Annotated in this window: 20 protein-coding genes and 1 pseudogene; 11 read left to right on the forward strand and 10 right to left on the reverse strand. The window is 63.4% G+C overall.

Going from position 1 to position 24,742, the window contains the following annotated elements:
- Positions 1-207: 207 nt before the first annotated feature.
- Together AC1DVN_RS03790 and AC1DVN_RS03795 are read left to right on the forward strand one after the other, a co-directional pair.
- Positions 208-1,602 carry a PspC domain-containing protein gene (locus AC1DVN_RS03790; RefSeq protein ID WP_477993466.1) on the forward strand — a complete coding sequence of 465 codons (1,395 nt, stop codon included), beginning with the start codon at positions 208-210 and terminating at the stop codon, positions 1,600-1,602.
- Positions 1,599-1,832, forward strand: coding sequence for a hypothetical protein (locus AC1DVN_RS03795; protein ID WP_020906937.1), 234 nt, complete (start codon positions 1,599-1,601; stop codon positions 1,830-1,832). Before AC1DVN_RS03790 ends, AC1DVN_RS03795 begins: the two co-directional genes overlap by 4 nt.
- A gap of 55 nt (positions 1,833-1,887) precedes the next feature.
- Here AC1DVN_RS03795 and guaA read toward each other — a convergent pair whose 3' ends face one another.
- Positions 1,888-3,459 carry a glutamine-hydrolyzing GMP synthase gene (guaA, locus tag AC1DVN_RS03800; protein WP_019747593.1) on the reverse strand — a complete coding sequence of 524 codons (1,572 nt, stop codon included), beginning with the start codon at positions 3,457-3,459 and terminating at the stop codon, positions 1,888-1,890.
- 367 nt (positions 3,460-3,826) lie between these two features.
- On the opposite strand from guaA, the gene AC1DVN_RS03805 reads away from it, so the two are divergent.
- Positions 3,827-5,596 (forward strand): Ig-like domain-containing protein, encoded by a 1,770-nt coding sequence (locus AC1DVN_RS03805; protein ID WP_477993468.1) that lies wholly within the window; start codon positions 3,827-3,829, stop codon positions 5,594-5,596.
- A gap of 50 nt (positions 5,597-5,646) precedes the next feature.
- The gene (locus tag AC1DVN_RS03810; RefSeq protein WP_477993470.1) at positions 5,647-7,404 is read left to right on the forward strand and encodes an Ig-like domain-containing protein; all 1,758 of its coding nucleotides are present in this window, start codon (positions 5,647-5,649) and stop codon (positions 7,402-7,404) included.
- A gap of 84 nt (positions 7,405-7,488) precedes the next feature.
- Here AC1DVN_RS03810 and AC1DVN_RS03815 read toward each other — a convergent pair whose 3' ends face one another.
- From AC1DVN_RS03815 to guaB, 3 genes are all read right to left on the reverse strand, one after another.
- Positions 7,489-9,243: a GMC oxidoreductase gene (locus AC1DVN_RS03815; RefSeq protein WP_020906934.1), complete on the reverse strand. Its 1,755-nt coding sequence runs from the start codon at positions 9,241-9,243 to the stop codon at positions 7,489-7,491.
- A gap of 173 nt (positions 9,244-9,416) precedes the next feature.
- Positions 9,417-10,556, reverse strand: a complete 1,140-nt coding sequence (locus AC1DVN_RS03820) for a GuaB3 family IMP dehydrogenase-related protein (protein ID WP_003940976.1) — start codon at positions 10,554-10,556, stop codon at positions 9,417-9,419.
- 27 nt (positions 10,557-10,583) lie between these two features.
- Positions 10,584-12,107 carry an IMP dehydrogenase gene (guaB, locus tag AC1DVN_RS03825; protein WP_020723641.1) on the reverse strand — a complete coding sequence of 508 codons (1,524 nt, stop codon included), beginning with the start codon at positions 12,105-12,107 and terminating at the stop codon, positions 10,584-10,586.
- 243 nt (positions 12,108-12,350) lie between these two features.
- Here guaB and AC1DVN_RS03830 point away from each other — a divergent pair, with 243 nt between their 5' ends.
- Positions 12,351-12,755, forward strand: coding sequence for a DUF5319 domain-containing protein (locus AC1DVN_RS03830; RefSeq protein WP_003940777.1), 405 nt, complete (start codon positions 12,351-12,353; stop codon positions 12,753-12,755).
- A gap of 17 nt (positions 12,756-12,772) precedes the next feature.
- On the opposite strand, the gene AC1DVN_RS03835 is transcribed toward AC1DVN_RS03830, so the two are convergent.
- The 3 genes from AC1DVN_RS03835 to AC1DVN_RS03845 all read right to left on the reverse strand — a co-directional run bounded on the left by AC1DVN_RS03835 (position 12,773) and on the right by AC1DVN_RS03845 (position 15,097).
- Positions 12,773-13,651, reverse strand: a complete 879-nt coding sequence (locus tag AC1DVN_RS03835) for an anti-sigma-D factor RsdA (protein ID WP_477993472.1) — start codon at positions 13,649-13,651, stop codon at positions 12,773-12,775.
- The gene (locus AC1DVN_RS03840) at positions 13,644-14,222 is read right to left on the reverse strand and encodes a sigma-70 family RNA polymerase sigma factor (RefSeq protein WP_003940953.1); all 579 of its coding nucleotides are present in this window, start codon (positions 14,220-14,222) and stop codon (positions 13,644-13,646) included. Before AC1DVN_RS03840 ends, AC1DVN_RS03835 begins: the two co-directional genes overlap by 8 nt.
- A gap of 176 nt (positions 14,223-14,398) precedes the next feature.
- Entirely contained in the window at positions 14,399-15,097 is a 699-nt protein-coding gene (locus tag AC1DVN_RS03845; RefSeq protein ID WP_046379846.1) for a hypothetical protein, read from the reverse strand.
- A 755-nt stretch (positions 15,098-15,852) separates the two neighbouring features.
- On the opposite strand from AC1DVN_RS03845, the gene AC1DVN_RS03850 reads away from it, so the two are divergent.
- From AC1DVN_RS03850 to AC1DVN_RS03865, 4 genes and pseudogenes are all read left to right on the forward strand, one after another.
- Positions 15,853-16,149, forward strand: a complete 297-nt coding sequence (locus tag AC1DVN_RS03850) for a WhiB family transcriptional regulator (RefSeq protein ID WP_003940939.1) — start codon at positions 15,853-15,855, stop codon at positions 16,147-16,149.
- A gap of 165 nt (positions 16,150-16,314) precedes the next feature.
- Positions 16,315-16,980: a fasciclin domain-containing protein gene (locus AC1DVN_RS03855; RefSeq protein ID WP_007728616.1), complete on the forward strand. Its 666-nt coding sequence runs from the start codon at positions 16,315-16,317 to the stop codon at positions 16,978-16,980.
- 47 nt (positions 16,981-17,027) lie between these two features.
- Positions 17,028-17,651, forward strand: a pseudogene (locus tag AC1DVN_RS03860) (sigma-70 family RNA polymerase sigma factor); the annotation flags it as partial.
- 1 nt (position 17,652) lies between these two features.
- A complete protein-coding gene (locus AC1DVN_RS03865; protein ID WP_019747584.1) occupies positions 17,653-18,390 on the forward strand; it encodes an anti-sigma factor in 738 nt (245 codons plus the stop codon).
- A gap of 76 nt (positions 18,391-18,466) precedes the next feature.
- Here the strand turns inward: AC1DVN_RS03865 and groL are convergent, their stop codons facing one another.
- The gene (gene groL / locus AC1DVN_RS03870) at positions 18,467-20,077 is read right to left on the reverse strand and encodes a chaperonin GroEL (protein WP_477993475.1); all 1,611 of its coding nucleotides are present in this window, start codon (positions 20,075-20,077) and stop codon (positions 18,467-18,469) included.
- 86 nt (positions 20,078-20,163) lie between these two features.
- Positions 20,164-20,463 carry a co-chaperone GroES gene (groES, locus tag AC1DVN_RS03875; protein WP_003940763.1) on the reverse strand — a complete coding sequence of 100 codons (300 nt, stop codon included), beginning with the start codon at positions 20,461-20,463 and terminating at the stop codon, positions 20,164-20,166.
- Between the two features lie 233 nt (positions 20,464-20,696).
- Between groES and AC1DVN_RS03880 the strand changes: the two genes are divergently transcribed.
- Positions 20,697-22,412, forward strand: coding sequence for a TIGR03767 family metallophosphoesterase (locus AC1DVN_RS03880; RefSeq protein ID WP_030535130.1), 1,716 nt, complete (start codon positions 20,697-20,699; stop codon positions 22,410-22,412).
- 19 nt (positions 22,413-22,431) lie between these two features.
- Here AC1DVN_RS03880 and AC1DVN_RS03885 read toward each other — a convergent pair whose 3' ends face one another.
- Positions 22,432-22,992: a potassium channel family protein gene (locus AC1DVN_RS03885; RefSeq protein ID WP_030535131.1), complete on the reverse strand. Its 561-nt coding sequence runs from the start codon at positions 22,990-22,992 to the stop codon at positions 22,432-22,434.
- Between the two features lie 161 nt (positions 22,993-23,153).
- Between AC1DVN_RS03885 and AC1DVN_RS03890 the strand changes: the two genes are divergently transcribed.
- Positions 23,154-24,740, forward strand: a complete 1,587-nt coding sequence (locus AC1DVN_RS03890) for an Hsp70 family protein (protein ID WP_259118967.1) — start codon at positions 23,154-23,156, stop codon at positions 24,738-24,740.
- Positions 24,741-24,742: the final 2 nt, after the last annotated feature.

Raw genomic sequence — 24,742 nt, forward strand, 5'->3', positions numbered from 1 at the left:
CGGGCGGGCCTCCCGCAAACCCGGGAGCGGGACCGCTCACGAACGGCGGATCTGACAGATATTGCACATAGTCGATACTGGCACGAACCACGCGGACACACATCAGGGTCCAACCCTGAATCAGGGCGCCACCCTCACCCGCGATCACCACAAAGATCAGGGTTGGCCCTGATGCGCGGAGGCTGCCTCGGAAGCCAGGATTGATTCATGAACAATCCGACTTTCCAAGAACAGATCCAGGATCTGTGGCGGACCCGCCCCGTGCGTCTGCCGGCACAAGGTCACGTGGCTGGGGTATGCGCCGGAATCGGATACCGGTACGGCATCGACCCCGTTCTCGTACGCGTGGCGTTTGTCGCGTCCACCATTTTCGGTGGCTCAGGCATCCTTCTCTACCTCGCCGGCTGGTTGGTACTTGCCCGTGCCGGTGACGGATCGTCCCCCGCGCAGTCGTTGATGGGCCGCGGACACAGTTCCGATTCCAGTACCAAGACCATCGTCTTGCTGGTGGCCCTCGCCATCGCGGCTACGACTGTCGGCCCCGTCGGCGTCGGTCTGGGTGGTTCCGGACTGATCGGGCTGATCCTGATGGTCGGTGGCCTGTGGCTGCTCTACCAACGAGCGCCCATCCCGCCCGCACTGCCGCAGAACACGTCGCCGTATGTCGGCGCAGGTACCGCGTATCCAGGCACCGGATTCACACCTGGGCCGTTCACCCCCGGATACTTCGCGCCCAATCAGCCTCCCGTGTACACGCCGTACACCAAACTCCCCGACAGCTATGTGCCCGAGGAACGACCGGCCGACCAGCCGCAGCAGTCACCACAATCTCAGGCCGCTCATCCGACGATCAACCTGTCGAAGGACCCGAGCGCTTCGGTCAGCGCCAATCCGACCGAGGTGATCGGTGAGGCCGCCATCACACCGCCGTCCTGGGATCCGCTCGGTGTCGCTCCGTTCGCCTGGGATCTTCCGGATCCGGCAGCCAAGGCCACACCGCTGCTCCCGTTGCCGCCACGTAAGCGTCGCTCGCGTTGGACGCTGACGGTCCTCGGACTCGCAATCATCGTCGCCGCAGTCACCGGGGCAGCGGGCGCCGCAACCGGCAACGAGTGGTTCACTCCCGGCCGAGTCGGTGCTGTCGGACTCGCCGTCATCGCACTCGGCCTGATCCTCGGGGCATTCTTCCGCAAGGGGTACGGCCTGCTGGTCGTCACCGGACCACTCGTGGGTTTCGTGCTTCTCGCCTCGTTGGTCTACCCGATCGAGTTCGACGCCCCGGGTGAGCAAAGATGGACTCCGGCAACAGCTTCCGAGTTGGAGCCGTCGTATTCAGGAGCCTTCGGAAGCTTCACTCTCGACCTCAACGGGGTCAAGTTCACCGAGGACGAGACCATCGACGTCGCGGCGTCGTTCGGCGAGTTCACCGTCATGGTGCCACCAACCGTCAACGTCAAGAACAGCTGCACCGTCGTCATGGGTGACGGATCCGGTTGCCTCGACGGCGGAATACACCCGGGCCGCGATGCGACACCGGACTCTCCCACCCTGACCATCAACGCCAAAGCTACGTTCGGCAGCCTGAAGGTGACGCAATCATGAGCGAGTACGACGAGACGACAGACCAGGACGAGACCCGAGAATCCAAGCGCCCCTCGGCACTTCTGCTGATCGCAGGACTGGCCGCACTACTGGTCAGCGTGTGGGCGTTGGTCGGGCCGTTCTCTCTGGCGCCGGCAGCGAACATTCAATTCCGTTGGCTGTTCGTCGGTGCCGCCGTCGTGGCAGGACTACTGCTGGTGATTCTGCCGAATCGGCGCAACCGCAAGTAAAACTGCTGTGCGCCTTTATTAACCGCGGGGGGTTAATAAAGGCGCACAGTTGTTTTTACTCCCACTCAATAGTTCCCGGCGGCTTGCTCGTCACGTCGAGGACTACGCGGTTCACGTCCGCAACCTCGTTGGTGATTCGAGTCGAGATGCGCTCGAGGGTCTCGTACGGCAGACGCGTCCAGTCCGCGGTCATCGCGTCTTCACTCGAGACCGGACGCAGCACGATCGGATGACCGTACGTCCGACCGTCACCCTGCACGCCCACGCTGCGGACGTCGGCAAGGAGAACCACCGGGCACTGCCAAATCGTTCCGTCCAAGCCTGCAGACGTAAGCTCTTCGCGCGCAATGGAATCTGCATGACGCAGGATCTCGAGGCGATCACGGGTGACCTCACCGATGATGCGGATACCGAGTCCGGGACCGGGGAACGGCTGGCGACCGACGATCTCTTCCGGCAGACCGAGTTCGCGGCCCACTGCACGGACCTCGTCCTTGAACAGCAGACGCAGCGGTTCGACCAACTTGAACTGGAGGTCTTCCGGCAGCCCGCCGACATTGTGATGGCTCTTGATGTTTGCAGTTCCCGTGCCGCCGCCGGACTCCACGACATCCGGGTACAGGGTGCCCTGCACGAGGAAGTCGACGGTCGCACCGTGAGATGCGTTCTCGCCCAGAACATCACTGACTGCGCCTTCGAAGCTGCGGATGAACTCGCGGCCGATGATCTTGCGCTTGGTCTCGGGATCGGTGACCCCAGCCAGCTCACCGATGAAGGTGTCCGCAGCATCCACGGTGATCAGACGCGCACCGGTTGCCGCGACGAAGTCCTGCTCGACCTGCGTGCGCTCACCGGCTCGCATCAAACCGTGATCGACGAAGACACACGTCAACCGGTCGCCGATTGCCCGCTGAACCAAAGCCGCAGCGACAGCCGAGTCGACACCACCGGACAGACCGCAGATGGCGTGTCCGTCGCCGACCTGCTCGCGAACCTGCTCGATCAGCGCATCGGCGATGTTGGACGCCGTCCACGCTGCCGGAATACCGGCGATCTCGTGCAAGAAGCGGCTCAGGACCTGCTGACCGTGTGGGGAATGCAGAACCTCGGGGTGGTACTGCACGCCGGCGAGCTTGCGGGCGCGATCTTCGAACGCTGCGACGGGAGCGCCATCGCTGGTCGCAGTCACCTCGAAGCCGGACGGCGCTTCGGTGACGGCGTCACCGTGGCTCATCCACACCGGCTGCGTCGCGGGAAGTCCGTCGTGCAGCAACCCACCGGATACCGCGATGTCGGTACGGCCGTATTCGCGGGTACCGGTCTCGGCAACGGTGCCGCCGAGGGCGCCTGCCATTGCCTGGAATCCGTAGCAGATTCCGAAAACCGGGATGTCGTGATCAAAAAGTGCGGGATCGAGCTTGGGAGCACCGTCTGCGTAGACACTCGAGGGCCCACCCGAGAGCACAACAGCCAAGGGGTTCTTGGCCACGATCTCCTCGACGGTCGTGGTGTGCGGAATCACCTCCGAGTAGACCTTGGCTTCGCGAACTCGCCGTGCGATCAACTGCGCGTATTGCGCTCCGAAGTCGACGACAAGAACTGGTCTCTGCTGCTCGATATCTGCCACAGGTGCAGTCTAATCGCCGCAGCCAGCGCTTCTGCGCATGCATGGACTCAGCCCGCTCCTCGGCCGAGTGAGCGCGAGGTACGTCACTACAAAGGCCGACCCTCCGGACTGCGCGGCGACCTCGGGGCGAACTAGACCACCGTCCAGGTCAACGATGCCCCAATCACCCGCACCTTAGCTTCGGCAATCAAAACGGCGACATCATCGCAGGCCAGAGCCCGAAATGGACGGAGGGTGAATTTTCTGGACGTTTGACCGATTCGCCTGAACCAAACGTCCAGTAAAGGTAATCTCGCCCGTCAAGTGATCAGGATCACGATCGCAAACGGCCGGCGCCGCCGAACGGCGCTCACCTCGAGGAGGACCTGTGCGTCGATTCATACGACGACTCGCCATACCTGTCGCGGCTGTGACGGCTGCCGCCGGACTTCTAGTCCTCGGCACGCCGGCCACTGCTGACGAAGCCCCGCCGACCACCTTCACCGGCACGACCGACAATCTGATCTTCACGAAGAGTGTCATCGGGAACGCGGCAGTTCACCCAGGCGAGACCGTCACGTACAAGACCGAGATCAAGCACAACGAAAGCGGCATCGAACGGTCGATCGCAAAGATCCGTGACATCCCGCCCGCAGGATTCGTCCTCGTGCCGGGCAGCGCCAAGGCCACCTACCTGGGTGTGACCAACCGGGCGACGATCAGCAACGAATCAGATGGCGGAGTCTCAGCGAAGTGCTCGAGCGGCTGCACCTTCCTCGTCGGTGGATTCGTCGTCAAGAAGAACCAACCCGTCACGCTCGAAGCGACCTACACGGTCCCTGTCGGCGCAGCATTCGGGACGTACGACAGCGGCATGCTCTTCGACGTCAACGCCTTCAGCACGCAGCAGGGCCTCAACCCGATCAACGTCAACGTCCAGGTCGTCGACCCGTCTGTCGCCACCGGAACCACTCTGGTTGCACCGGCAACGGCGAAGGTCGGCACGCCGGTCGACCTGACCGCGACGGTTGCGCCGTCCGACGCGAGCGGCACCGTCCAGTTCAAGGACGGCGGCAACGACATCGGCTCACCCGTCCCGGTCTCGGGCGGTAGCGCCACCCTCTCCCACACCTTCGACAGCGTCGGCGCCCACGACATCACCGCCGCGTACAACGCCGGTGCGGGATTCCACAGCTCGACCTCCGGAGTCCAGACCGTCGACGTCTCCGCGGACACCACCACCACGATCTCGGCTCCGAACGCCGCATTGGTCGGTGACAGCATCACCGTGAGCGCCGTCGTCACACCGGCCAACGCCATGGGCACGGTGCAGTTCAAGGACGGCGACACCAACCTCGGCGCACCGGTGGCCGTGGTCGACGGAACGGCTTCCCTGACCCGCAGCTACGACGCCTCCGGCACGCACAGCTTCACCGCAGTGTTCACCGGCGAGGCCGGCTACGGCGATTCCGTCTCCACCGCAACCCAACTCGACGTCAGCGATCCCGACTGGGGAACCACCACCACAGTTGTCGAACCGCTCACAGCAGTCGTCGGTGAACCGACCAACCTCTCGGCCACCGTCTCCCCTATCCCGAGCAGCGGAACCGTGACGTTCAAGGTCGACGGCGCCGAGATCGGTACCGCACCCGTCGGCACGGGTGACGGCGTCGCGATCCTCCCGCACACCTTCGCATCAGCCGGTGCCGCAGCCGTGGTTGCCGAGTTCTCCGGCGGAACCGGATTCATCGGCTCCACGTCCACATCGTTCACGGTGAACGTCACCGATCCCGAGCCCGCCCGCGCGGACACCACGACAGTCCTGACTGTCAGCGGCTCCGCTCAGGTCGGAAAGGCATTGCAACTCAAGGCCACTGTTGCACCCGGAACAGCAAACGGAATGATCCAGTTCAAGTCCGGCACGACGCCCATCGGCGCACCCGTTGCCGTCGTCAACGGCGTCGCGACGCTCACGCACACCTTCGACGACGAGGAAACATTCGGCCTCACTGCCAACTTCGTCGGCGACGCCGGCTGGAAGAACTCCGTCTCCGGCCCGACGGTCGTGCAGGTCGGCACCGCGCCGACCGACGGCGGCGGCACCGGGAGCGTGGACACCGGTTCACTCAGCGGCCTCATCCCGCTCTTCGGAAGCTAGTCCCCACATCAGCTTTGGACACCACTCCCGTACCCAGCTCAGGAGAATCCATGTTCGCGCATTCCAGACGTCGCATCGCGGCGCCGATCGCCGCCACGGCACTCGCCAGTGGCGTCATCCTCGCGGGAATCCCCGCATCAGCGGCCCCGGTGACAACAACTTTCGGAACGAGTTGCCTCGCAACCCCGTCCGCCGTCGCCGGTCCGACCACGCAGTCCCAGTCCGGTTCGGTCATCGTCGACGCACCGGAGAGCGTCGGAGCGGGTGAGACCTTCGAGGTCACCATCCAACCCGGTCCCATCGCCTTCCCCGGATCGGCTTCGGGGGCGACCGTCCAGAACGTCTCCCGCATCAAGGTCGACGTCGACGTTCCCGCGAACGCCACCCTGGTGGAAGCCACCATCGTTCCCGGCACTTCGGCAGGGCTCAGCGGTGTCGCGCCGAACATCCTGCGTGTCAACGAGAACGGCAACGTCGATCCCAACGGAACGATTCTGCGTCTCTCCGGAAACAACCAGGTCATCGGCAACAGCCCCAGCTCGAGCATCAACTCCGAGGGCGGGATAGTCGTCAAGGCGACCGGCAAGAACGTCGACGGCTCCAACAATGCCGACGGCTACACCCAGTTCCAACTCCCCCAGGTCAAGGCAGTTCTCAAGGCCGGCGATTCAGGGGACGTCGCGATGAAGGTACGCACCGGCGGCAGCGCAGGAGCATGGAACAACGATCGCAACTTCCTCACGTTCCTCCCCAAGGCCACCCTGGTCATCACCGCCTGGGCGCCTACTCGGTGCACCCCTCGTGACGCTGAGAACGGTCCTCTCAACAGCGGCGCAGGCCCCCTCGCCACGACACGGATCATCGAGGCGGACAAGGCAACCACCACCACTGTCGTCGGACCGGCCAACGCCAAGAACGGAACTCCTGTCACTCTGTCGGCCAACGTGAGCGGCGGCGCAAACGGTGGAACCGTCCAGTTCTTCGACGGCGACAACCCCCTCGGGGACGCGGTGCCGGTCACCGGAGGGTCGGCAAGCATCTCCCCGACCTTCACCGAGGACGGACCGCACTCCATCACCGCGAGCTACAGCGGTGCACCCGGATTCCTGGCGTCGACATCGGCGTCGGCCAAGATCGTGACCGTCACGACCGATGCACCGCCTGACGCCGTGACCACTACCGCAACGGTTTCTCCGTCTACCGCGAAGGTCGGTCAGGACGTCAACCTCACCGCCAAGGTCGATCCGCAGGGCACCGGCGGCACCGTCGACTTCATCGTCGACGGCACCGAAACGCTGACTGCCACCGTCGGAACAGACGGAGTTGCCATCGCTCCCTACACCTTCACCTCGACAGGAACGCACAAGGTTGTCGCGAAGTTCACGGGTTCACCAGGATTCGCGCCGTCCGCTGCCCCGGCATTCCCGGTCAGTGTCACGACTCCGGCTCCCGCTGACGTCGAGACGTCCACGGCTCTCGACGCGGTCGGAACTGTTCAGAAGAACACCCCGGTGACACTCAAGGCAACGGTCGATCCGGCCGGTGCCACGGGCAAGGTCCAGTTCAAGGTCGGTGACACCCTCATCGGTGGACCGGTCGACGTGGTCAACGGTGTCGCAACGGTACCGGCCACCTTCTACAACTCCGGGACCTACAGTGTCACCGCCGAATTCGTGGGTGGTTCGGGCTACACGTCCTCGGCCTCCGCGCCGCAGACCCTGACCGTCCCCGGTGATACCGACGGCGGACCCGGTGGCGGAACCGGCAGCCTCGACCTCGGCACCCTCTTCGGGTCGCTGGGCGGCTGACAAGGTGGGCTGACGATCTGAAACTGCAAAAGGGGGCGTGCCGTCGAATCCTCGACGACACGCCCCTTTTCGGTTCGCGGTGAACTATCCGGCAGCAGGCTCCGCCGGAACAGCCGTAGCCGTCTTGCCGCCGGTGATCTTCACGATCGGCAGAACCAGCGCTGCCGGAGCCGACGCCGGCACCACGGGCGACTTGGGTGCAATCGGAGCCAAACGCTCGTAGCCGCTGCCCTGGGCGGGACGCAGGTCCGTCTCCCCCTTGTTCGGCCACAGCGAGGCCGAGCGCTCGGCCTGAGCGGCGATGGTCAGCGACGGATTCACGCCGAGATTGGCCGAGACCGCTGCACCGTCGACGACGCTGAGCGTCGGGTAGCCGTACACGCGGTGGTACGGATCGATGACGCCGTGATCGGAATCCGACGCGATAGCGCAACCACCCAGGAAGTGCGCGGTCAAAGGAACGTTGAAGATCTCGCCCCACGTGCCACCTGCGACGCCGTCGATCTTCGCGGCAACTCGACGCGTCGCCTCGTTGCCCTCGGGAATCCACGTCGGGTTCGGCTGACCGTGGCCCTGCTTGCTGGTGACCTTGCGTCGACCGAAGAGGCCCTTCTTCGTGTACGTGGTGATCGAGTTGTCGAGGTTCTGCATGACCAACGCAATGATCGTGCGCTCGCTCCAGTCCTTGACAGTCAGCATCCGCAGCATCTGGTACGGGTTCTTCGCGACCACACCGAGGAACTTGATCCACCGCGGTGTCGAGCCACCGCCATCCGTCATCAAGGTCTGCAGCAGTCCCATCGCGTTGGAACCCTTGCCGTAGCGGACCGGCTCGATGTGGGTGTCACTACTCGGGTGGAACGACGACGTGATCGCCACTCCGCGGGTCAGGTCGAGTGCAGGATCGACCTTGTACTTGCCTGCGCCGACGATGGATTCGGAGTTCGTTCGAGTCAGCTCGCCGAGCTTGTCGGAGAGCTTGGGCAGAGCGCCGGTGTCCTTCATGTCGAAGAGCAGATGCTGAGTGCCCCACGTTCCGGCCGCGAGAATCACGTTCGCAGCCGTGTAGGTGCGGCGGTTCTTGCGTCCGAATGCACCGGTTCGCTCGGTGAACACGTCCCACGAACCGTCGCGAGCCTCACGAAGTCCGGACACGGTGGTCATCGGAATGATCTCGGCGCCGGCTGTCTCGGCAAGGCCCAGGTAGTTCTTGAGGAGAGTGTTCTTCGCGCCGTGACGGCAGCCCGTCATGCACTCGCCGCACTCGATGCAACCGGTGCGCTCGGGTCCGACGCCGCCGAAGTACGGGTCCTTCGCCTTCTTGCCCGGCTCACCGAAGTAGACGCCGACGGGCGTCTGGATGAACGTGTCGCCGACGCCCATGTCGTCGGCGACCGACTTCATGATCTCGTCAGCGGGCGTCATGTGCGGATTCTGCACGACGCCGAGCATCTTCTGAGCCTGCTCGTAGTACGGGGTGAGCTCACTTCGCCAGTCGGTGATGTGCGCCCACTGCTTGTCCTGGAAGAACGGCTCCGGTGGCTGGTACAGCGTATTGGCGTAGTTCAACGACCCGCCGCCGACGCCTGCGCCCGCGAGGATGAGGCAGTCGCGCAGCAGATGCACGCGCTGAATGCCGAAGCAACCCAGCTTCGGAGCCCAGAGGAACTTCTTGAGATCCCAGCTGGTCTTCGCGAAATCTTCGTCGGCATACCGTCGGCCGGCTTCAATGACGCCGACCTTGTAGCCCTTCTCCACGAGACGAAGCGCGCTCACGCTTCCGCCGAACCCGGATCCGACGATCAGTACGTCGTAGTCCGTTGCCCGTTGCTTGCCCATCAGGACACCTCCACCGTGAACCGTAGTTACCCGCCAGTATGCACCTATCCCTTGTGACTACCACCACAAGGGGCCCCATAAGCGTAACCGCAAGTATCAGGAACGGAAGAAAGTCCTGCACAACGAACTGTGGCCCCGGTTCACGAAGAACCGGGGCCACAGAAAGGTACAAACTACGCGCGGACCGTCAGTCCGACCTTCTGGAACTCCTTGAGGTCGGAGTACCCGGCCTTGGCCATCGACCGACGAAGACCGCCGACGAAGTTCAGAGAACCGTACGGATCATCCGAAGGACCGCTCAGGACCTGATCCAGGCTCGGACGCTCGCCGTAGGAAACCGGAAGAAGCGCTCCACGCGGAACCGAAGGATGAGCCGCAGCGGACGGCCAGTACCAGCCGCCACCCGGCGCCTCGGCGGACACGGCCAGCGGCGTGCCCAGAACGGCAGCGTCGGCACCGCAGGCGATGGCCTTCGCCAGATCACCCGAAGTTGCGATGTCACCGTCGGCGATGACGTGGACGTAGCGTCCACCCGTCTCGTCGAGGTAGTCGCGCCTGGCTGCTGCAGCGTCGGCAATGGCCGTGGCCATCGGAACGCCGATACCCAGGACCTCACCGGTGGTGGTTGCACCCTCGGTGGAGCCGTACCCGACGATGACACCGGCAGCGCCGGTACGCATCAGGTGCAGCGCGGTGCGGTGGTCACTGACCCCACCCGCGACAACCGGAACGTCGAGTTCCGAGATGAACGTCTTGAGGTTGAGCGGTTCCTGCTCGGTGTGCACGACGTGCTCCGCCGAGATGATGGTGCCGTGGACGACCAGCAGGTCGATTCCCGCCTTGATCAACTCGGGCGTCAGTGCGCGCGCATTCTGCGGACTGACCCGAACGGCAGTGGTGACCCCCGAATCACGAACCTGCGCCACCGCAGCAGCCAGAAGACCCGCCTGCAGCGGTGCCGCGTGCAGCTCCTGCAAGTAGCGGATGGCTGCGTCGACGCCACCGTCCTTCTCGGCGATCTCGACGAGACGCCGGAGCTTCTCCTCGACATCGGGGTGACGGCCCCACAGGCCTTCACCGTTGATGACACCGAGGCCGCCGCGCTTACCCAGCTCGATCGCGAAGGTCGGCGAGACCAACGCGTCGGTGGGATGTGCGAGGACTGGGATGTCGAACCTGTAAGCGTCGAGCTGCCAAGCAGTCGACACCTCCTTCGACGAACGGGTTCGCCGGGAGGGAACGATGTTCACATCGTCCAACTCGTAGGTACGTCGGGCCGTTCGACCCATGCCGATCTCAACGAGGTCGCGCACGCGCGCCCCTTTCTCGTGTACTGGTTGCTAACGAGCGGTGTAGTTGGGTGCTTCGACAGTCATCGTGATGTCGTGCGGATGGCTTTCCTTCAAACCGGCCGCCGTGATCTGGACGAACTGAGCGTTCTGCAGGTGCTCGATCGTCGCCGACCCCGTGTAACCCATGGCAGCGCGCAGACCACCGGTGAGCTGGTGCGTCACCTGGGAAAGCGGGCCACGGAACGGAACACGTCCTTCGATGCCTTCCGGAACCAACTTGTCCTCGGAAAGTACGTCGTCCTGGAAGTACCGGTCCTTGGAGTACGACTTGGCCTCGCCACGCGATTGCATCGCGCCGAGCGAACCCATTCCGCGGTAGCTCTTGAACTGCTTGCCGCCGACCAGGATCAGTTCTCCGGGCGATTCAGCGGTACCGGCCAGGAGCGAACCCAGCATGGCCGTCGACGCACCCGCGGCAAGAGCCTTCGCGATGTCACCGGAGAACTGGAGTCCACCGTCAGCGATGACGGGCACACCCAGAGGCTTGCACGCGGCAACCGCTTCCAGGATGGCCGTGACCTGAGGGGCACCGACGCCGGCGATGACGCGGGTGGTGCAGATGGAACCAGGACCGACTCCGACCTTGACGGCATCGACACCGGCTTCGACCAGTGCCAGAGCACCCGCGCGCGTAGCGACGTTGCCACCGATGATCTGAACCCGCTCACCCAGTTCACGCTTGAGCTTGGCGATCATGTCGAGAACGTTGGACGAATGCCCGTGCGCACTGTCGACCACGAGTACGTCCACACCGGCATCGGTGAGGGCCATCGCACGCTGGAAGGCGTCGTCGCCTGCACCGACTGCAGCGCCGACGAGCAGTCGACCGTCACGGTCCTTGGTGGCGTCCGGATGCTGCTCGGTCTTGACGAAGTCCTTGACCGTGATCAGACCGGTGAGCTTGCCGTTGCCGTCGACGATCGGCAGCTTCTCGATCTTGTGCCGACGAAGAAGGCCCAGTGCCACGTCTGCGGTGACGCCTTCCTGAGCGGTGATCAGCGGCATCTTGGTCATGATCTCGACGACCGGACGATTCTGGTCGACCTCGAAACGCATGTCACGGTTCGTGACGATGCCGACCAGCTGTCCGGCGTCGTCGGTGACCGGCAGACCCGAGATGCGGAAGCGAGCGCACTTCGCGTCGACCTCACCCATCGTGTCGGTCGGCTTACACGTGACGGGATCGGTCACCATGCCGGCCTCGGAGCGCTTGACGGTCTCGACCTGTCCTGCCTGAACCTCGACGGACGAGTTGCGGTGCAGAACACCCATGCCGCCGGCGCGTGCCATCGCAATTGCCATGCGCGACTCGGTGACGGTGTCCATCGCAGAACTGACCAACGGAATCCGCAGACGGATGTCGCGGGTCAGTTGACTGGACGTGTCGACCTGGCTCGGGATGACGTCGGACGCAGCAGGCAACAGCAGCACGTCGTCGTAAGTCAGTCCCAGCATCGCGACCTTGTTGGGGTCGTCTCCTCCGGTGTGTACATGTCCTGCAGAACTACTCATGCGGTCAGGACCCTCCATGGACCTAGATTCGCCCAGGGCGACCGCTGTAGCAGCCGCCTCGAAACGGATTACGAAAGCTGGATATCGGATAGAAGGCGCCTGCACGGAAAGAAATTCCTGGCACCTTTTCCCGGCGTTGCACACCATGGTATCGGCTCACTCAAAGGTCCGAACCATCCCACCCACGCTGCGGGTACGCGTAACAAGTGGCGCTGACCCCCCTGACCTGCGTACCGTGGTGCTGTGCGTGATCAACTGCCCCCCGGTCTGCCGCCAGATCCCTTCGCCGGCGACCCAGCTGACCCCTCCGCGGCTCTCGATGCCATCGAGCCGGGTCAACCACTCGACCCCCACGAACGCCAAGCGGTCGAGGAGGATCTCGCTGACCTCGCCGTCTACGAGGCGCTCCTCGCTCACCGCGGCATCCGCGGTCTCGTAGTGTGCTGCGAAGACTGCCAACAAGATCACTACCACGACTGGGACATGCTGCGCGCAAACCTGCTGCAGCTCCTCGTGGACGGAACCGTCCGCCCCCACGAGCCTGCCTACGACCCGATGCCTGAGGCATATGTCACGTGGGACTACTGCCGTGGATACGCCGACGCGTCGATGAACGAGGCGATGCACGGCGACGGTTTCGACAGCTGAGCGAAACCCCACCAGGTTCATACGAAAGTGGCCGACAAGCAATTGCTTGTCGTGGTAGTCGTCGTGGGCGACGATGACGGTGTAGACGACGCCGCGCTTGGACCAGGCGCTTGCATGATTCCAGGGTCGGGCGTTGTCGTTGTGGTCACGCCGCCAGACAACTGAGGGTTGGCCGGATTGACTGAAGTCCCCGGAATCGCCGTGGGAGAGGTGGCAAGCGAGGATTGCTGATCGGACGTCAACGGCGGTACTGCGGGTGACGTGGTCTCCTGGACCTGCGTCATCAACTTGCCCCAACGCTCGACGAGATCCGTCTTGTCCTGCGAGTCCTTGACCGCATCGGCACGGTGAGCTGCGTTGTCCAGCACCATCTTTGCCGCGGGAATGTCCCCGGCGGCCAACAGACGCTCGGCCTTTTCCAGCTCGGATGTCGTGTCGATCTTCGCGACCGTCGAGTTGGCCTCGTCGGCGAAGACGACCTGCTTGACGCCCCAGAGGGCATCGCCGGGCTGGGCGTCGTACGCCATCGCTGTGGCACCACCGAAGACCACTGCTGCAACAGCTGCTGCGGCGGCGATCGGGCGGACCACACGCAATCGGGAACGGGAACGTGAACGCTGACGATCGGAGAAGCCGGACGGCGTCGCTGTGATTGCAGCGATGACATCGTCCAACAACGGACCCTCGGGCATCGGAGTCGCAACGACATCGTCACGCCATTGCGAGAGAATCAACGCAAGTTCGTACTGTTCGGTGCTATCGGTTGCTACCGGCCCGCCACTCGAAATGGACTCGATCAGCGCATCGTCACGCCGAACCGCAGCCAAGTCCACTGGCGTACCGTCGTCGGCGAGATCACCGAGATTCGAAGCGTCACGCCCCTCGTCTCTAGCCAAAGCTCTCACCTGCTTTCGTTACTTCTTTTTTCAGTTTCGCGATCGCCCTGTGCTGAGCGACTCGTACAGCTCCGGCGGTACTACCGACGGCGACGGCCGTTTCCTCGGCCGACATCCCGACCACCAGGCGAAGTATCAAGATTTCTCGATGCTTCTCCGGAAGTGTGCCGAGAAGTTCATGCATCTGTCTGCTGGACTCCGAATCGAGTGCTCGCTGTTCGGGACCATCATCCAGTGCTATTACATCCGGTACTTCGGAAACGGGCTCCGACTTGTTACGGGCGGAACTTCTATGTGCGTCCGCAACCTTGTGCGCGGCAATTCCGTACACAAAGGCCATGAACGGGCGTCCCTGGTCTTGATAACGCGGCAGCGCGGTCATCACGGCCAGACACACTTCCTGCGCGACGTCGTCAGCGGACAGGTGTCCCCGCTCGGCCGCACCCACTCGACCGCGGCAGTAGCGCACCACCATCGGTCGGATGTTCTCCAGAACCAAAGCTAGAGCTGTACGGTCGCCCTGCGCAGCAGCGGCGACCGCGGTGTCCAACTCATCGCTCGTATTTGTCATCGTCAGCGAAAATCCTGGCGTTACAGTGGCACCTCCCGAGCGGGTGTGCTCCCGCTCTCAGCGGAACCCTCTAAGAGTAACCATCCGGACCGGCTGGTCTCCGCATGCCCGCCCAGCAGTCGCGATATCGAAACAGCCCTGTGGGAATCGTTCGCGAGAGACTTCGGGTGGATCGATTACGACAAAGGTAGGAGTGATCCACCGCGCATCGCAATCAGATCGCCGATCTCACGGGCACTCGGCGAGGTCCTCCCGCCGCTCACACCCTCGATCAGCAGCGACGACGCCCAGGCCAGGGGCAGCAGGCCGTATTGCTGACACCTCGCAAGCACTTCCGCTGCCGACTCCACGGCAGCGCTTGGGTCTGTTCCGGTCAGCGCGGCGCTGCGCAGTAGATCCGACTTCACGCGGTGCCGGACGGACTCCGATTTCCCCGACAATTCGACGGCGCGTTCTGCGTGTCTGCGGGCGCGCGCGAAGTCACCTCCCGCCAGCGCCAGTTCCGCCGAGACCCATTCGATCCGAATTTCCTGCCGCCACAGCCCGCCCTCGCCGCCCAGACGGGTCCGACACTCCCCCAGCAGGCGCCAGCCGAGCGGGAGCCGGCCACAACCGAGGGCGTCCGCGGCCAGACCGGTCAGAGCGTCACAGGCAGCCTCTGGATCGACTGGCAGACCGCCGACAATCGCCAGTGCGCGCCCGTCCCACGTCGACGCGAGTGCATGACGTCCACTCTGGCGAAGAAACGACGCCCTCGTGCTGGCAGAGAGAGAGGCAAGAACTCGATCCGAGTGCGTCGAGGACCCCGTCGTGAGCCGATCGAGGACATCCAATGCTGCCCGCGCCCTGGCGTAGTGCCCCTGACCACCCAGAATTACTGCCGTTGTCCACCAATCCCGGGTAGAGCACGGCGCCGGGAGACGGTCAAGGTCCGGATCCGCACCGAATGCGGCGGATTCGAGAGTCCCGGGACGGCCAGGTGACTCAGTGAACGAAGGCGATTCAGGGGGCTCAGGTGTCGACACAGGTAGATCATCGCAGCAGCGCCAACAGACAAGCGCCTGACCGATGCCGTTTGCCGCACGGGAAGACGAAAAGGCAAGTTTGTCGGAGTTAATCAGATATTCAACTGAGATTTGCCGAATGTACTCGTAATGATATTTAACGGGCATATATCCGTGACGTTAACTGCGCATTACTTATTGGACAGATGTCCTAGTTGAAACTTGGGCACTAAGTCCCGAAATGGAGTACGGCCCTGCCCGCGCAATATCGGACAAATGACGCAAACCGAGCCGGCGGGCTGAGTGTTTTCGCCGGGCGATCAGCAGCAAACATATCCCTGATCTGTGGGTTTCGCATCTCAAGCAGCCAGGCTTGCCTGCCACCACCTCGATCGACCCGATTTCAACATCGGCGCAGCACAACGCATGAGAGACCCGAAATGTAAATATATACTTCGTTAACTCTCGCATTTCGATATATGCCGATCGCCACTGAACGAGCCTATTGACGCGATTTACTCAGCACCCTTACGGTTAGCAAGCGTGAACGATTCAGAAGGCCCGGATAACCTCCGGGCAACTTGGTCCGCTCGTTGATCAACGCGAGCTTGCAGTAAGGAGTCAACATGCCTGCACCGAATCACCTTCCAGGCCCCAACGCAGACATCTGGGACTGGCAGATGCACGGTCTGTGCCGCGGAGTCGACTCCTCCATGTTCTTCCATCCCGATGGCGAACGCGGTAGAGCACGTGCCCAGCGCGAAACCCGCGCAAAAGAGATGTGCCGTCAGTGCCCGGTACTGATGCAGTGCCGCAGCCACGCGCTGACCGTCGCCGAGCCGTACGGCATCTGGGGAGGAATGTCGGAAACCGAACGTGAACTACATGCGCGCCACCGTCGCACCACCCGCATAGCTTCCTGATACACGTAGGTCGAGTGCACAAGGCCCCCGAGAGTTTTCGGGGGCTTTTGCTTGTGTACACCAGCTCCTGAAAAGAATTTCCGACTCCGACCCATCCTGTCGACAACCGACTCCGAATGCCTTCTGACAGTGCACCTCAGCACATCCCTTCAGGAAGGCAGACCCATGAACACCTCTACTCGAGTTCTGGCAGTCACCGCAGCAGCCTCTTTCGCCGTCTTCGGCGTCGTCGGTTGCTCCTCCGACGACAACGATTCGTCGACCGACACGTCCAGCGCCGCCATGACGTCTTCTGCCATGGGATCGAGCATGTCTCCCAGCAGCGCGATGGCGGAGCCTGCTTCTGATCTGGTCGGTGCCGGTTGTGCCGACTATGCAGCCGCAGTGCCGAGCGGCGCCGGATCGGTCAGCGGAATGGCCCAGGATCCGGTTGCCACAGCGGCATCCAACAATCCGTTGCTCACCACCTTGACCGCGGCAGTCTCCGGACAGCTCAACCCGGACGTCAACCTGGTCGACACTCTCAACGGCGGCGAGTTCACCGTCTTCGCACCGATCGACTCGGCATTCGCCAAGATCGACCCCGCGACGATCGACAGCCTCAAGACGGACAGCGCCACGCTGACCAAGATCCTCACCTACCACGTGGTTCCCGGCCAGATCGCTCCTGACGCGATCGACGGAACGCACCCCACCGCCGAGGGCGGAACGGTCACCGTCACCGGATCCGGTGACAACATCAAGGTCAACGACGCAACTGTCGTCTGCGGTGGAGTCAAGACCGCAAACGCCACCGTCTACCTCATCGATTCGGTGCTGATGCCGCAGTAGTCCCCACCTGCTGTGCGCCTTTATTAACCCCCCGCGGTTAATAAAGGAGCGAGCCAGACCATGCGTCGGATGCGGCCGACGCATGCCCGACGGACAATTCTGCGGCCCGCACCGCGCGAATCGTGGAATCACGCGAGCTGGCAGTGATCCTCGCGAACGTGGCCGGTGGCGACCAGAGCGCCTTTGCCGAGTTCTACGACCGAACCAGCTCCCGTGTCTACGGCATGGTTCTCCGTGTACTCCGTGATCCAGGCTTCTCCGAGGAAGCGGTCCAAGAGGTCTACCTCCAAGCCTGGAAATCGGCCGACAGCTTCGATCCTGCCAAGGGGTCCGCACTCTCCTGGCTTCTGACACTTGCCCACCGCCGCGCGGTGGATCGCGTGCGCTCCGAACAGTCGAGTTCGGATCGACAGGCTCTCTACGACACCACCAATGCCACTCCCGAGTTCGACGTCGTCAGCGACGAGGTGACACGAAGAGACGAGCATCGTGCTGTCACCGACTGTCTCGAAACGCTGACGGACACTCAGCGCCAATCGGTGACTCTCGCCTATTACGGCGGCCGAACGTACCGCGAGGTGGCCGAAGATCTCGGCGTGGCGATTCCCACGATCAAGTCGCGAATTCGCGACGGACTACTGCGCCTACGTGGATGTTTGGGGGTGATGTGAGATGGACGAAGAGCTGATCGACTACGCGTACGCCTACGCGATCGATGCGTTGGACCTCGACGAGCGCCGTGAGGTCGACAGACGACTTGCCGCTTCGGACTCCGCGACCCGCGCCGAATTCGACGCCCAGGTCCGACTCACCTCCGAAACCATGGCCGCGATGACCGTCGTCGACGCCGTCGAGCCCCCGCCGTCACTGCGCAGCAGCGTCCTCGCCTCGATCGCAGAACAGACCGCGGCTCCCAACGCCCCGGTTTCGCTGGCCGAGCGTCGTAACCGTCGACGCCCGTGGACCATGGCTCTTGCGGCGGCCGCCGCAGTCGCAATCCTGGTCGGCGGCATCGGAATCGGACGCACGCTGTCCGACAACACGCCGCCGCAGAACCCCGCATCCGAAATCATGGCAGCACCCGACGTTCATGCCACGACGCGTGACATTCCGGGCGGCGGTAGTGCCACGACGCTGTTCTCGCCCTCCGAAGACGCCGCAGTCCTCGTGATGAACGATGTGACTCCCCCGAGTCCGGATACCGTCTACCAGATGTGGCTGGTGCCGGGCGACACCGACGACACCACGATGATCCCGATGGGGACGATGGCTCCGAGCGACGTCAAACCCACTACCCAGGTGGTGCTCGACGGCATCGGCCCGAACACGAAGTTGGCGTTCACGGTCGAACCGCCCGGCGGATCGCAGCAGCCCACCAGCGAGCCGTTCGCAACGATACCGCTCATCTGATCGCCAGACGAAAGAAGAGATCCCCCACCGGAATCCGGTGGGGGATCTCTTCTTTGTCGAAACTACGAGCAGCGAGTTAGTGGCTGTGACCGTGTCCGGTGTCGGCAACTGCCTCGGTCGGCTTCTCGACGACAGCGCTCTCGGTCGTGAGGATCATGCGCGCGACGGAAGCGGCGTTGACCACTGCCGAGCGAGTGACCTTGACCGGGTCGACGACGCCGTCGGCAAGCAGGTTGCCGTAGGTGAGGGTGGCAGCGTTGAAGCCTTCGCCCTTGGTCATCTCGGCGACCTTGCTGACAACGACGGATCCGTCGATGCCTGCGTTGCTGGAGATCCAGAACAACGGAGCGTTGAGTGCTTCACGGACCACGGCAACGCCGGTGGCCTCGTCACCCGACAGGCCGAGGTTCCCGATCAGAGCCGTACCGGCCTGAACGAGAGCCGATCCGCCACCGGGGACGATGCCCTCGGCAACTGCTGCCTTGGCTGCGTTGACCGCATCCTCGACGCGGAACTTGCGTTCCTTGAGATCGGTTTCGGTGGCTGCGCCGACCTTGATGACGGCCACGCCGCCGGACAGCTTCGCCAGACGCTCTTCGAGCTTCTCGCGGTCCCAATCCGAATCGGTGTTCTCGATCTCGCGACGCAACTGCGCGACGCGGGTCGCAATGTCGTCAGCGGTGCCGGCACCGTCGACGATGACCGTCTCGTCCTTGGTGACGACAACGCGGCGAGCGCTGCCGAGCAGGTCGAGGCCGGCTTCCTTCAGGGAGAGGCCGACGTCGGTGTTGATGACGGTGCCTGCCGTGACGACTGCGAGGTCGTCGAGGAATGCCTTGCGACGATCACCGAAGAACGGCGCCTTGACGGCGACGGCCTTGATGGTCTTGCGGATGGAGTTGACCACCAGGGTGGAGAGAACTTCACCCTCGACGTCCTCGGCGATGATCAAGAGCGGCTTGCCGGATTCGGCAACCTTCTCGAGCAGCGGCAGGAAGTCGGGAAGTGAGCTGATCTTCTCGCGGAAGAGCAGGATCAACGCATCTTCGTAGACGGCCTTCTGCGCATCGATGTCGGTGACGAAGTAGGGCGAGAGGTAGCCCTTGTCGAACTGAACGCCTTCGGTGACAACGAGTTCGGTTGCAACGGTCGAGGATTCCTCGACCGTCACGACGCCGTCGGTTCCGACACGGGTGAGTGCCTCGCCGACGAGCTTGCCGATCTCTTGGTCACGCGAGGAGACGGTGGCGACCTGGGCGATCGACTTCTCGCCCTCGACCGGGGTGGCCGCGGCGAGCAGTTCCTCGACGACCTTGTCGGCTGCGGCGTTGATGCCGACGCCGAGCGCCATCGGGTTCGCGCCCGCTGCGATGTTCTTGAGTCCGCCGCGGACGATGGCCTGGGCCAGAACGGTCGCGGTGGTGGTGCCGTCGCCGGCAACATCGTTGGTCTTGGTGGCGACGCTCTTGACGAGCTGTGCGCCGAGGTTCTCGAAGGGATCTTCGAGTTCGATCTCACGGGCGATGCTCACACCGTCGTTGGTGACGGTGGGGCCGCCGAATGCCTTGGCGAGCACGACGTGGCGTCCACGCGGGCCCAAGGTCACCTTGACGGCGTCGGCAAGCTTGTCGACTCCGGCTTCGAGAGCGCGGCGTGCGGTCTCGTTGAACGCAATTTGCTTGGACATCTGTTCTGTCAGCTCCTGAATCTTCGGGGCGTGAACGCATTCCGCCCCGGGATCCTGTGTGGACTCCGGGGCGGATCACGTGTGTCTTACTTGGAGACGACAGCCAGCACGTCGCGTGCCGACAGGATCAGGTATTCCTGGCCGGCGTACTTGATCTCGGTTCCGCCGTACTTGGAGTAGATGACCGTGTCACCCTCCTTGACGTCGACCGGGATGCGGTTGCCCTGCTCGTTGACGCGGCCTTCGCCGACTGCAACGACGGTGCCCTCCTGGGGCTTTTCCTTGGCTGTGTCAGGAATGACCAGGCCGGAAGCCGTCGTCGTTTCAGCCTCGTTGGCCTGGACGAGGATCTTGTCCTCGAGCGGCTTGATGTTGACGCTCGCCACGATGAGCCCTCCACTTTGGGGTATGTGCGTCCGAGGCGATCCTCGGACAGCTGTTTGGGTATGCCGTTTACGGCGCGTCACTGCAGTCCCGTCGTCGCGGGTGCCGGAACTCGATCAGCGCCAATTGGCACTCTATACGTGAGAGTGCCAACCCTCAAGGACTGGGCGCATTTTTCTCTTCGTCCAGAGCGAAACAGGACAGCCGTCCACCACGTTCACCTATTGTTCACTTCGTGACGAACATCAATCGCCGTAGTTTTCTGACCTTCGCCGGACTCGGCGCCGTCGGCGCGGTCAGCCTTGGCAAGCCGTGGGGCCTGCAATACGCAGGCGCGTCGACCATTCCGACGTCAGGTCCCGGCACCACTCTCGAGTCCGTGTCCACGCCCGTCAGCAGCAGCGGCTACACCAGGCTCACTGCCGGTCCCGGTTGGGCGAACATCGTGCGCAGCGAGTTGGCCGAGCCGAAGTCAGGACGCGAGGACCGACGCACCGCGCTCGCCTCACTCGTGCAGTTGACCGACGTCCACATCGTCGACGCCCAGTCCCCCATGCGCTTCGAATACGTCCATCAGATCACCGGTTCGGCGTTCCGCCCCCAGGAGACCTTGACGGCGCACGGGCTGATTTCGCTTGTCCGACGCGTCAATTCGATCGGGAGCGGCCCGCACACCTCGCGCCCCTTCGATGCCGTTGTCACCACCGGCGACAACACGGACAACAAGGAATTCGCCGAACTCGACTGGTTCCTCACCTCACTCAACGGCGGAACCGTCGTCGCCAACACCGGCGCCAAGGACCGCTACGAGGGTGTGCAGAACTCGGGTGCCGATCTGTACTGGAACCCTGAATCGCCGATGCTCGACATGTACAAGAAGGCCGGCTTCCCGGAGATTCCGGACTTCTTCGGGGCCGCGTTCACTCCCGTGTCGAGCCCCGGCCTGAACACCCCTTGGTACTGCGTGTTCGGCAACCACGACGATTCGGTGTCGGGCACGGTGCCCAGCGGCATCCCACCGCTCGAAGCGATGTACACGGGATCTCTCAAATTCGAGGTGCCCGGTTCACCGGAGCAGGCCAAGCAGATCGACATCGCCACCAAGTTCGATCCCAGTGCGATTCCCGGAATCCTGTCCGCCTTCACGACGCCGCCGCGCCAGGTCACCCCCGACCCGTCGCGCGCACCGTTCACACCCCGGCAGTTCATCGCCGCACACCTTGATCCCGCGCACACCGGCCCCGGCCCTGTCGGGCACGGTTTCGCCCCCGACGCCGGCGAAACCGGTATCGGCTACTACTCGTTCCAGATCGCACCGGGCGTCGTCGGCATCAGCATGGACTCCACCAACCGCGCAGGCCTTGTCGACGGTTCGCTGGGCGCCGCTCAGTTCCAGTGGATCGAGAACACCCTGCGCGCCGGCAGCAGCACCTACTACGACGCCGCGGGCTCTCGCGTCACCGAGCCGCGCAGTGACACCTATTTCGTGCTGTTCAGTCACCACACGAGCGACACGATGGACAATCTCATTCCCGACCCCGAGAACGTCCTCGAGCCGCGCCTGCGCGGTTCACAGCTTCTGGACTTGCTGCATCGTTTCCCGAACGTACTTGCCTGGGTGAACGGACACACCCACGAGAACAAGATCACCCCGTGGCCCGGCGCGACCCCCGAGCAAGGCTTCTGGGAGATCAACACCGCCTCTCACATCGACTACCCGCAGCTCGGGCGCATCATCGAGATCGCGGACAATCACGACGGAACGGTGTCGTTGCTTGCGACGCTCTTCGAAGCGGAAAGTCCCAATTCAGTCGAGTACAGCGACAAGTCGGCAGCCGGGCTCGCCTCGCTGTACCGCGAACTGTCGTTCAACGACATCCACCGCGACCCGAAGTTGACGGGTACCGGCGTCGACCAGAACGTCGAATTGTTGGTCCACACCGGACGATGACTCCGATTGCCGCAGTGTCCTAGGTGATTTCAGGTCCGCTCGAAGGCGAGCGGTGCGCTTTCGCCCACGACACCGCGGCAACCACGAATCGAACGCCGAATCCGATCAACACCAGATTGCAGACGATCTGAAGGCTCACGAGTCCCCTGGCAAGGTCCGTCTGTGCAGCGATGTCGCCGAAGCCGACGGTCGAGAACACCGACAGCGAAAAGTACAGGGCCGCCATACGCGACAGCGGTTCGGTGAAACTGCCGGCACTCGCATGCTCGACCGAAAAATAGGTGATGGACACCAACAGCAAGTAGGTCGGCATCACGACCGCCACTGCTTCGACCGCCTGTAGAGAAGGCACATCGGAACGCAGAATTCGACGCACCTGCCAGGTCGTCACGGCAAGCACCGCTGTCCCTCCACCGATCAAGAGGAAAATCGCACCCACTGTGTGGACATCGATCCACGGCAGGAAGAAGTACGCACATCCGAAGGCGATCATCGTCAGCGTGGGTCGAAGCACCGCACCCCGGATCAGCGCGCGTCGTCGATCCCGGTCGATGTGGGGAGAATCGCCTTTTTTCCGCATGAATCAATGATCGACAATTTCGCAGGTAAAACCACCCTTTCGGTCCGAAAAGGGTGTCATGGAGACAAAAAGCACTGAGCAATCCTCACGAACCTTCTGTAACGTTCATATAACGGCGGTCGATTGAACATTGACCGGTATTGACTGTGAGGAGGTGCGCGATGAGTTGTTCACTGGGAATTTCCACTGGATCTTCCGGTGTCTATTCAGCACTCGTCGACACCGATACCAGCACAAACGCGCCAGGAGCGGTGCCTGCCAAGACTCGCTTCGTCTCGGCGGATCAGGCCAATTCCAACGTCGGTGACCTCGTCCGGGCGTCCATCAAGCTGATGACGACGCAGGTAACGGACGGATCTGAAGCGCCGCGCTCGATCGGTGTCAGCTATCGCACGGACGACCAGCTCGCGAGCATCAGGTCATCTCTCTCGCGCTCGCCGAAGCAGGTCCGTGCCATCCCCGAACCTGCCGCAGTACACGCGTATCTCGCCGAGACCGGGAAAACCGAGCGGTACGACACGACAGCTCAGGTGGACGTCGGCGATCAGGGTCTGACGGTGTCCGTCGTCGATCACACCGGTGAAGTTCTGCATTCCGACCGTATCGACGCCCTCGCGGGGGCCGGAATCGACCGGGCATTGGTCGACTTCGTGACGGAGAAGGCGCCAGGGCACCTGCGCCGGTACACCGACGCGGAGCTTCTTGCTGCCCGGTGCCACGTCGCGAAGGAGCAACTGTCCACGGCCGCCAAGGTGACCATCGACCTTCCCGTCGACGCAATGGCGATCACGCGCGACGAGTTCGAAGCCATCATCGCCCCGGATATCGAGCGCGCCGTCACCTTCATCCGGGAAGTCGTGAACGGCTCACCGCGGCCGGTCGGTGCCGTTGTGCTCATCGGCGGTGGCGCACACATTCCGGCCGTGCGGTCCGCCGTCGCCGCTGCCGTCGACCTCCCCTTGGTCGAGATCGTCGAGCCCGAGACTGCGGCAACCAAAGGTGCTGCACTCCTGGCAGATTCGATCACCGCAATTCGTTTCCCCTTGCTGGGCTCCGGAAGTGACCAGCGCTCGGGATCCACCGCCAAGGTCTCGGGAGCTTTGATCGGTGCGCTCGTGGTCGGCGGACTGGTACTCGGCTACGGCGCAAAGGAATTGGTGCCGACCGACGACACCGCGGTCTCGCCTGTCGGAACCGGTTCGACCACGACGACGGTGAGCCCCGAAGCGACGCCGAGCACCGGATCGACGATCATCCCCTCGCACGATCCTCTGCCTTCGGTAGTGGGCAGCACTTTCCCGCAGTACGGCTATCCCACAACGCCGTTCGACTCACAGCCGTTCGACACGCACTCGTACACAACGCATCAGTACACGCTTCCGCCGGCGCCGATACCGGACACGTCGACGACAACCACACCGCCGACGACGACAACGACCACTCCGAACTGGCCGACCATCCCCGGAATCACGCTGCCCGATCCACCGGCGTGGTGGCCGACGCTGCCGGACACCGAGGCGACTCCCCCGGTCGATCCGACCGAGGCAAACCCCGGCGGCGGTCTCGGCCCGGGTGAGAGCGGCGGCGAAAACCCGACGACGCCGGAAAATCCTGGATCCGGTTCCACCGAAACCGAACTCACCACCCCCGGTGGTGATCCGACGACAAAACCCGGTGAACCGAATACCTCGACGCCCGAACCCGGCCCCGCGACCACACCGGATCGGGAACCGGTCCCAGTCGGTTGATT

The sequence above is a fragment of the Rhodococcus sp. P4_E4 genome (assembly GCF_056401575.1).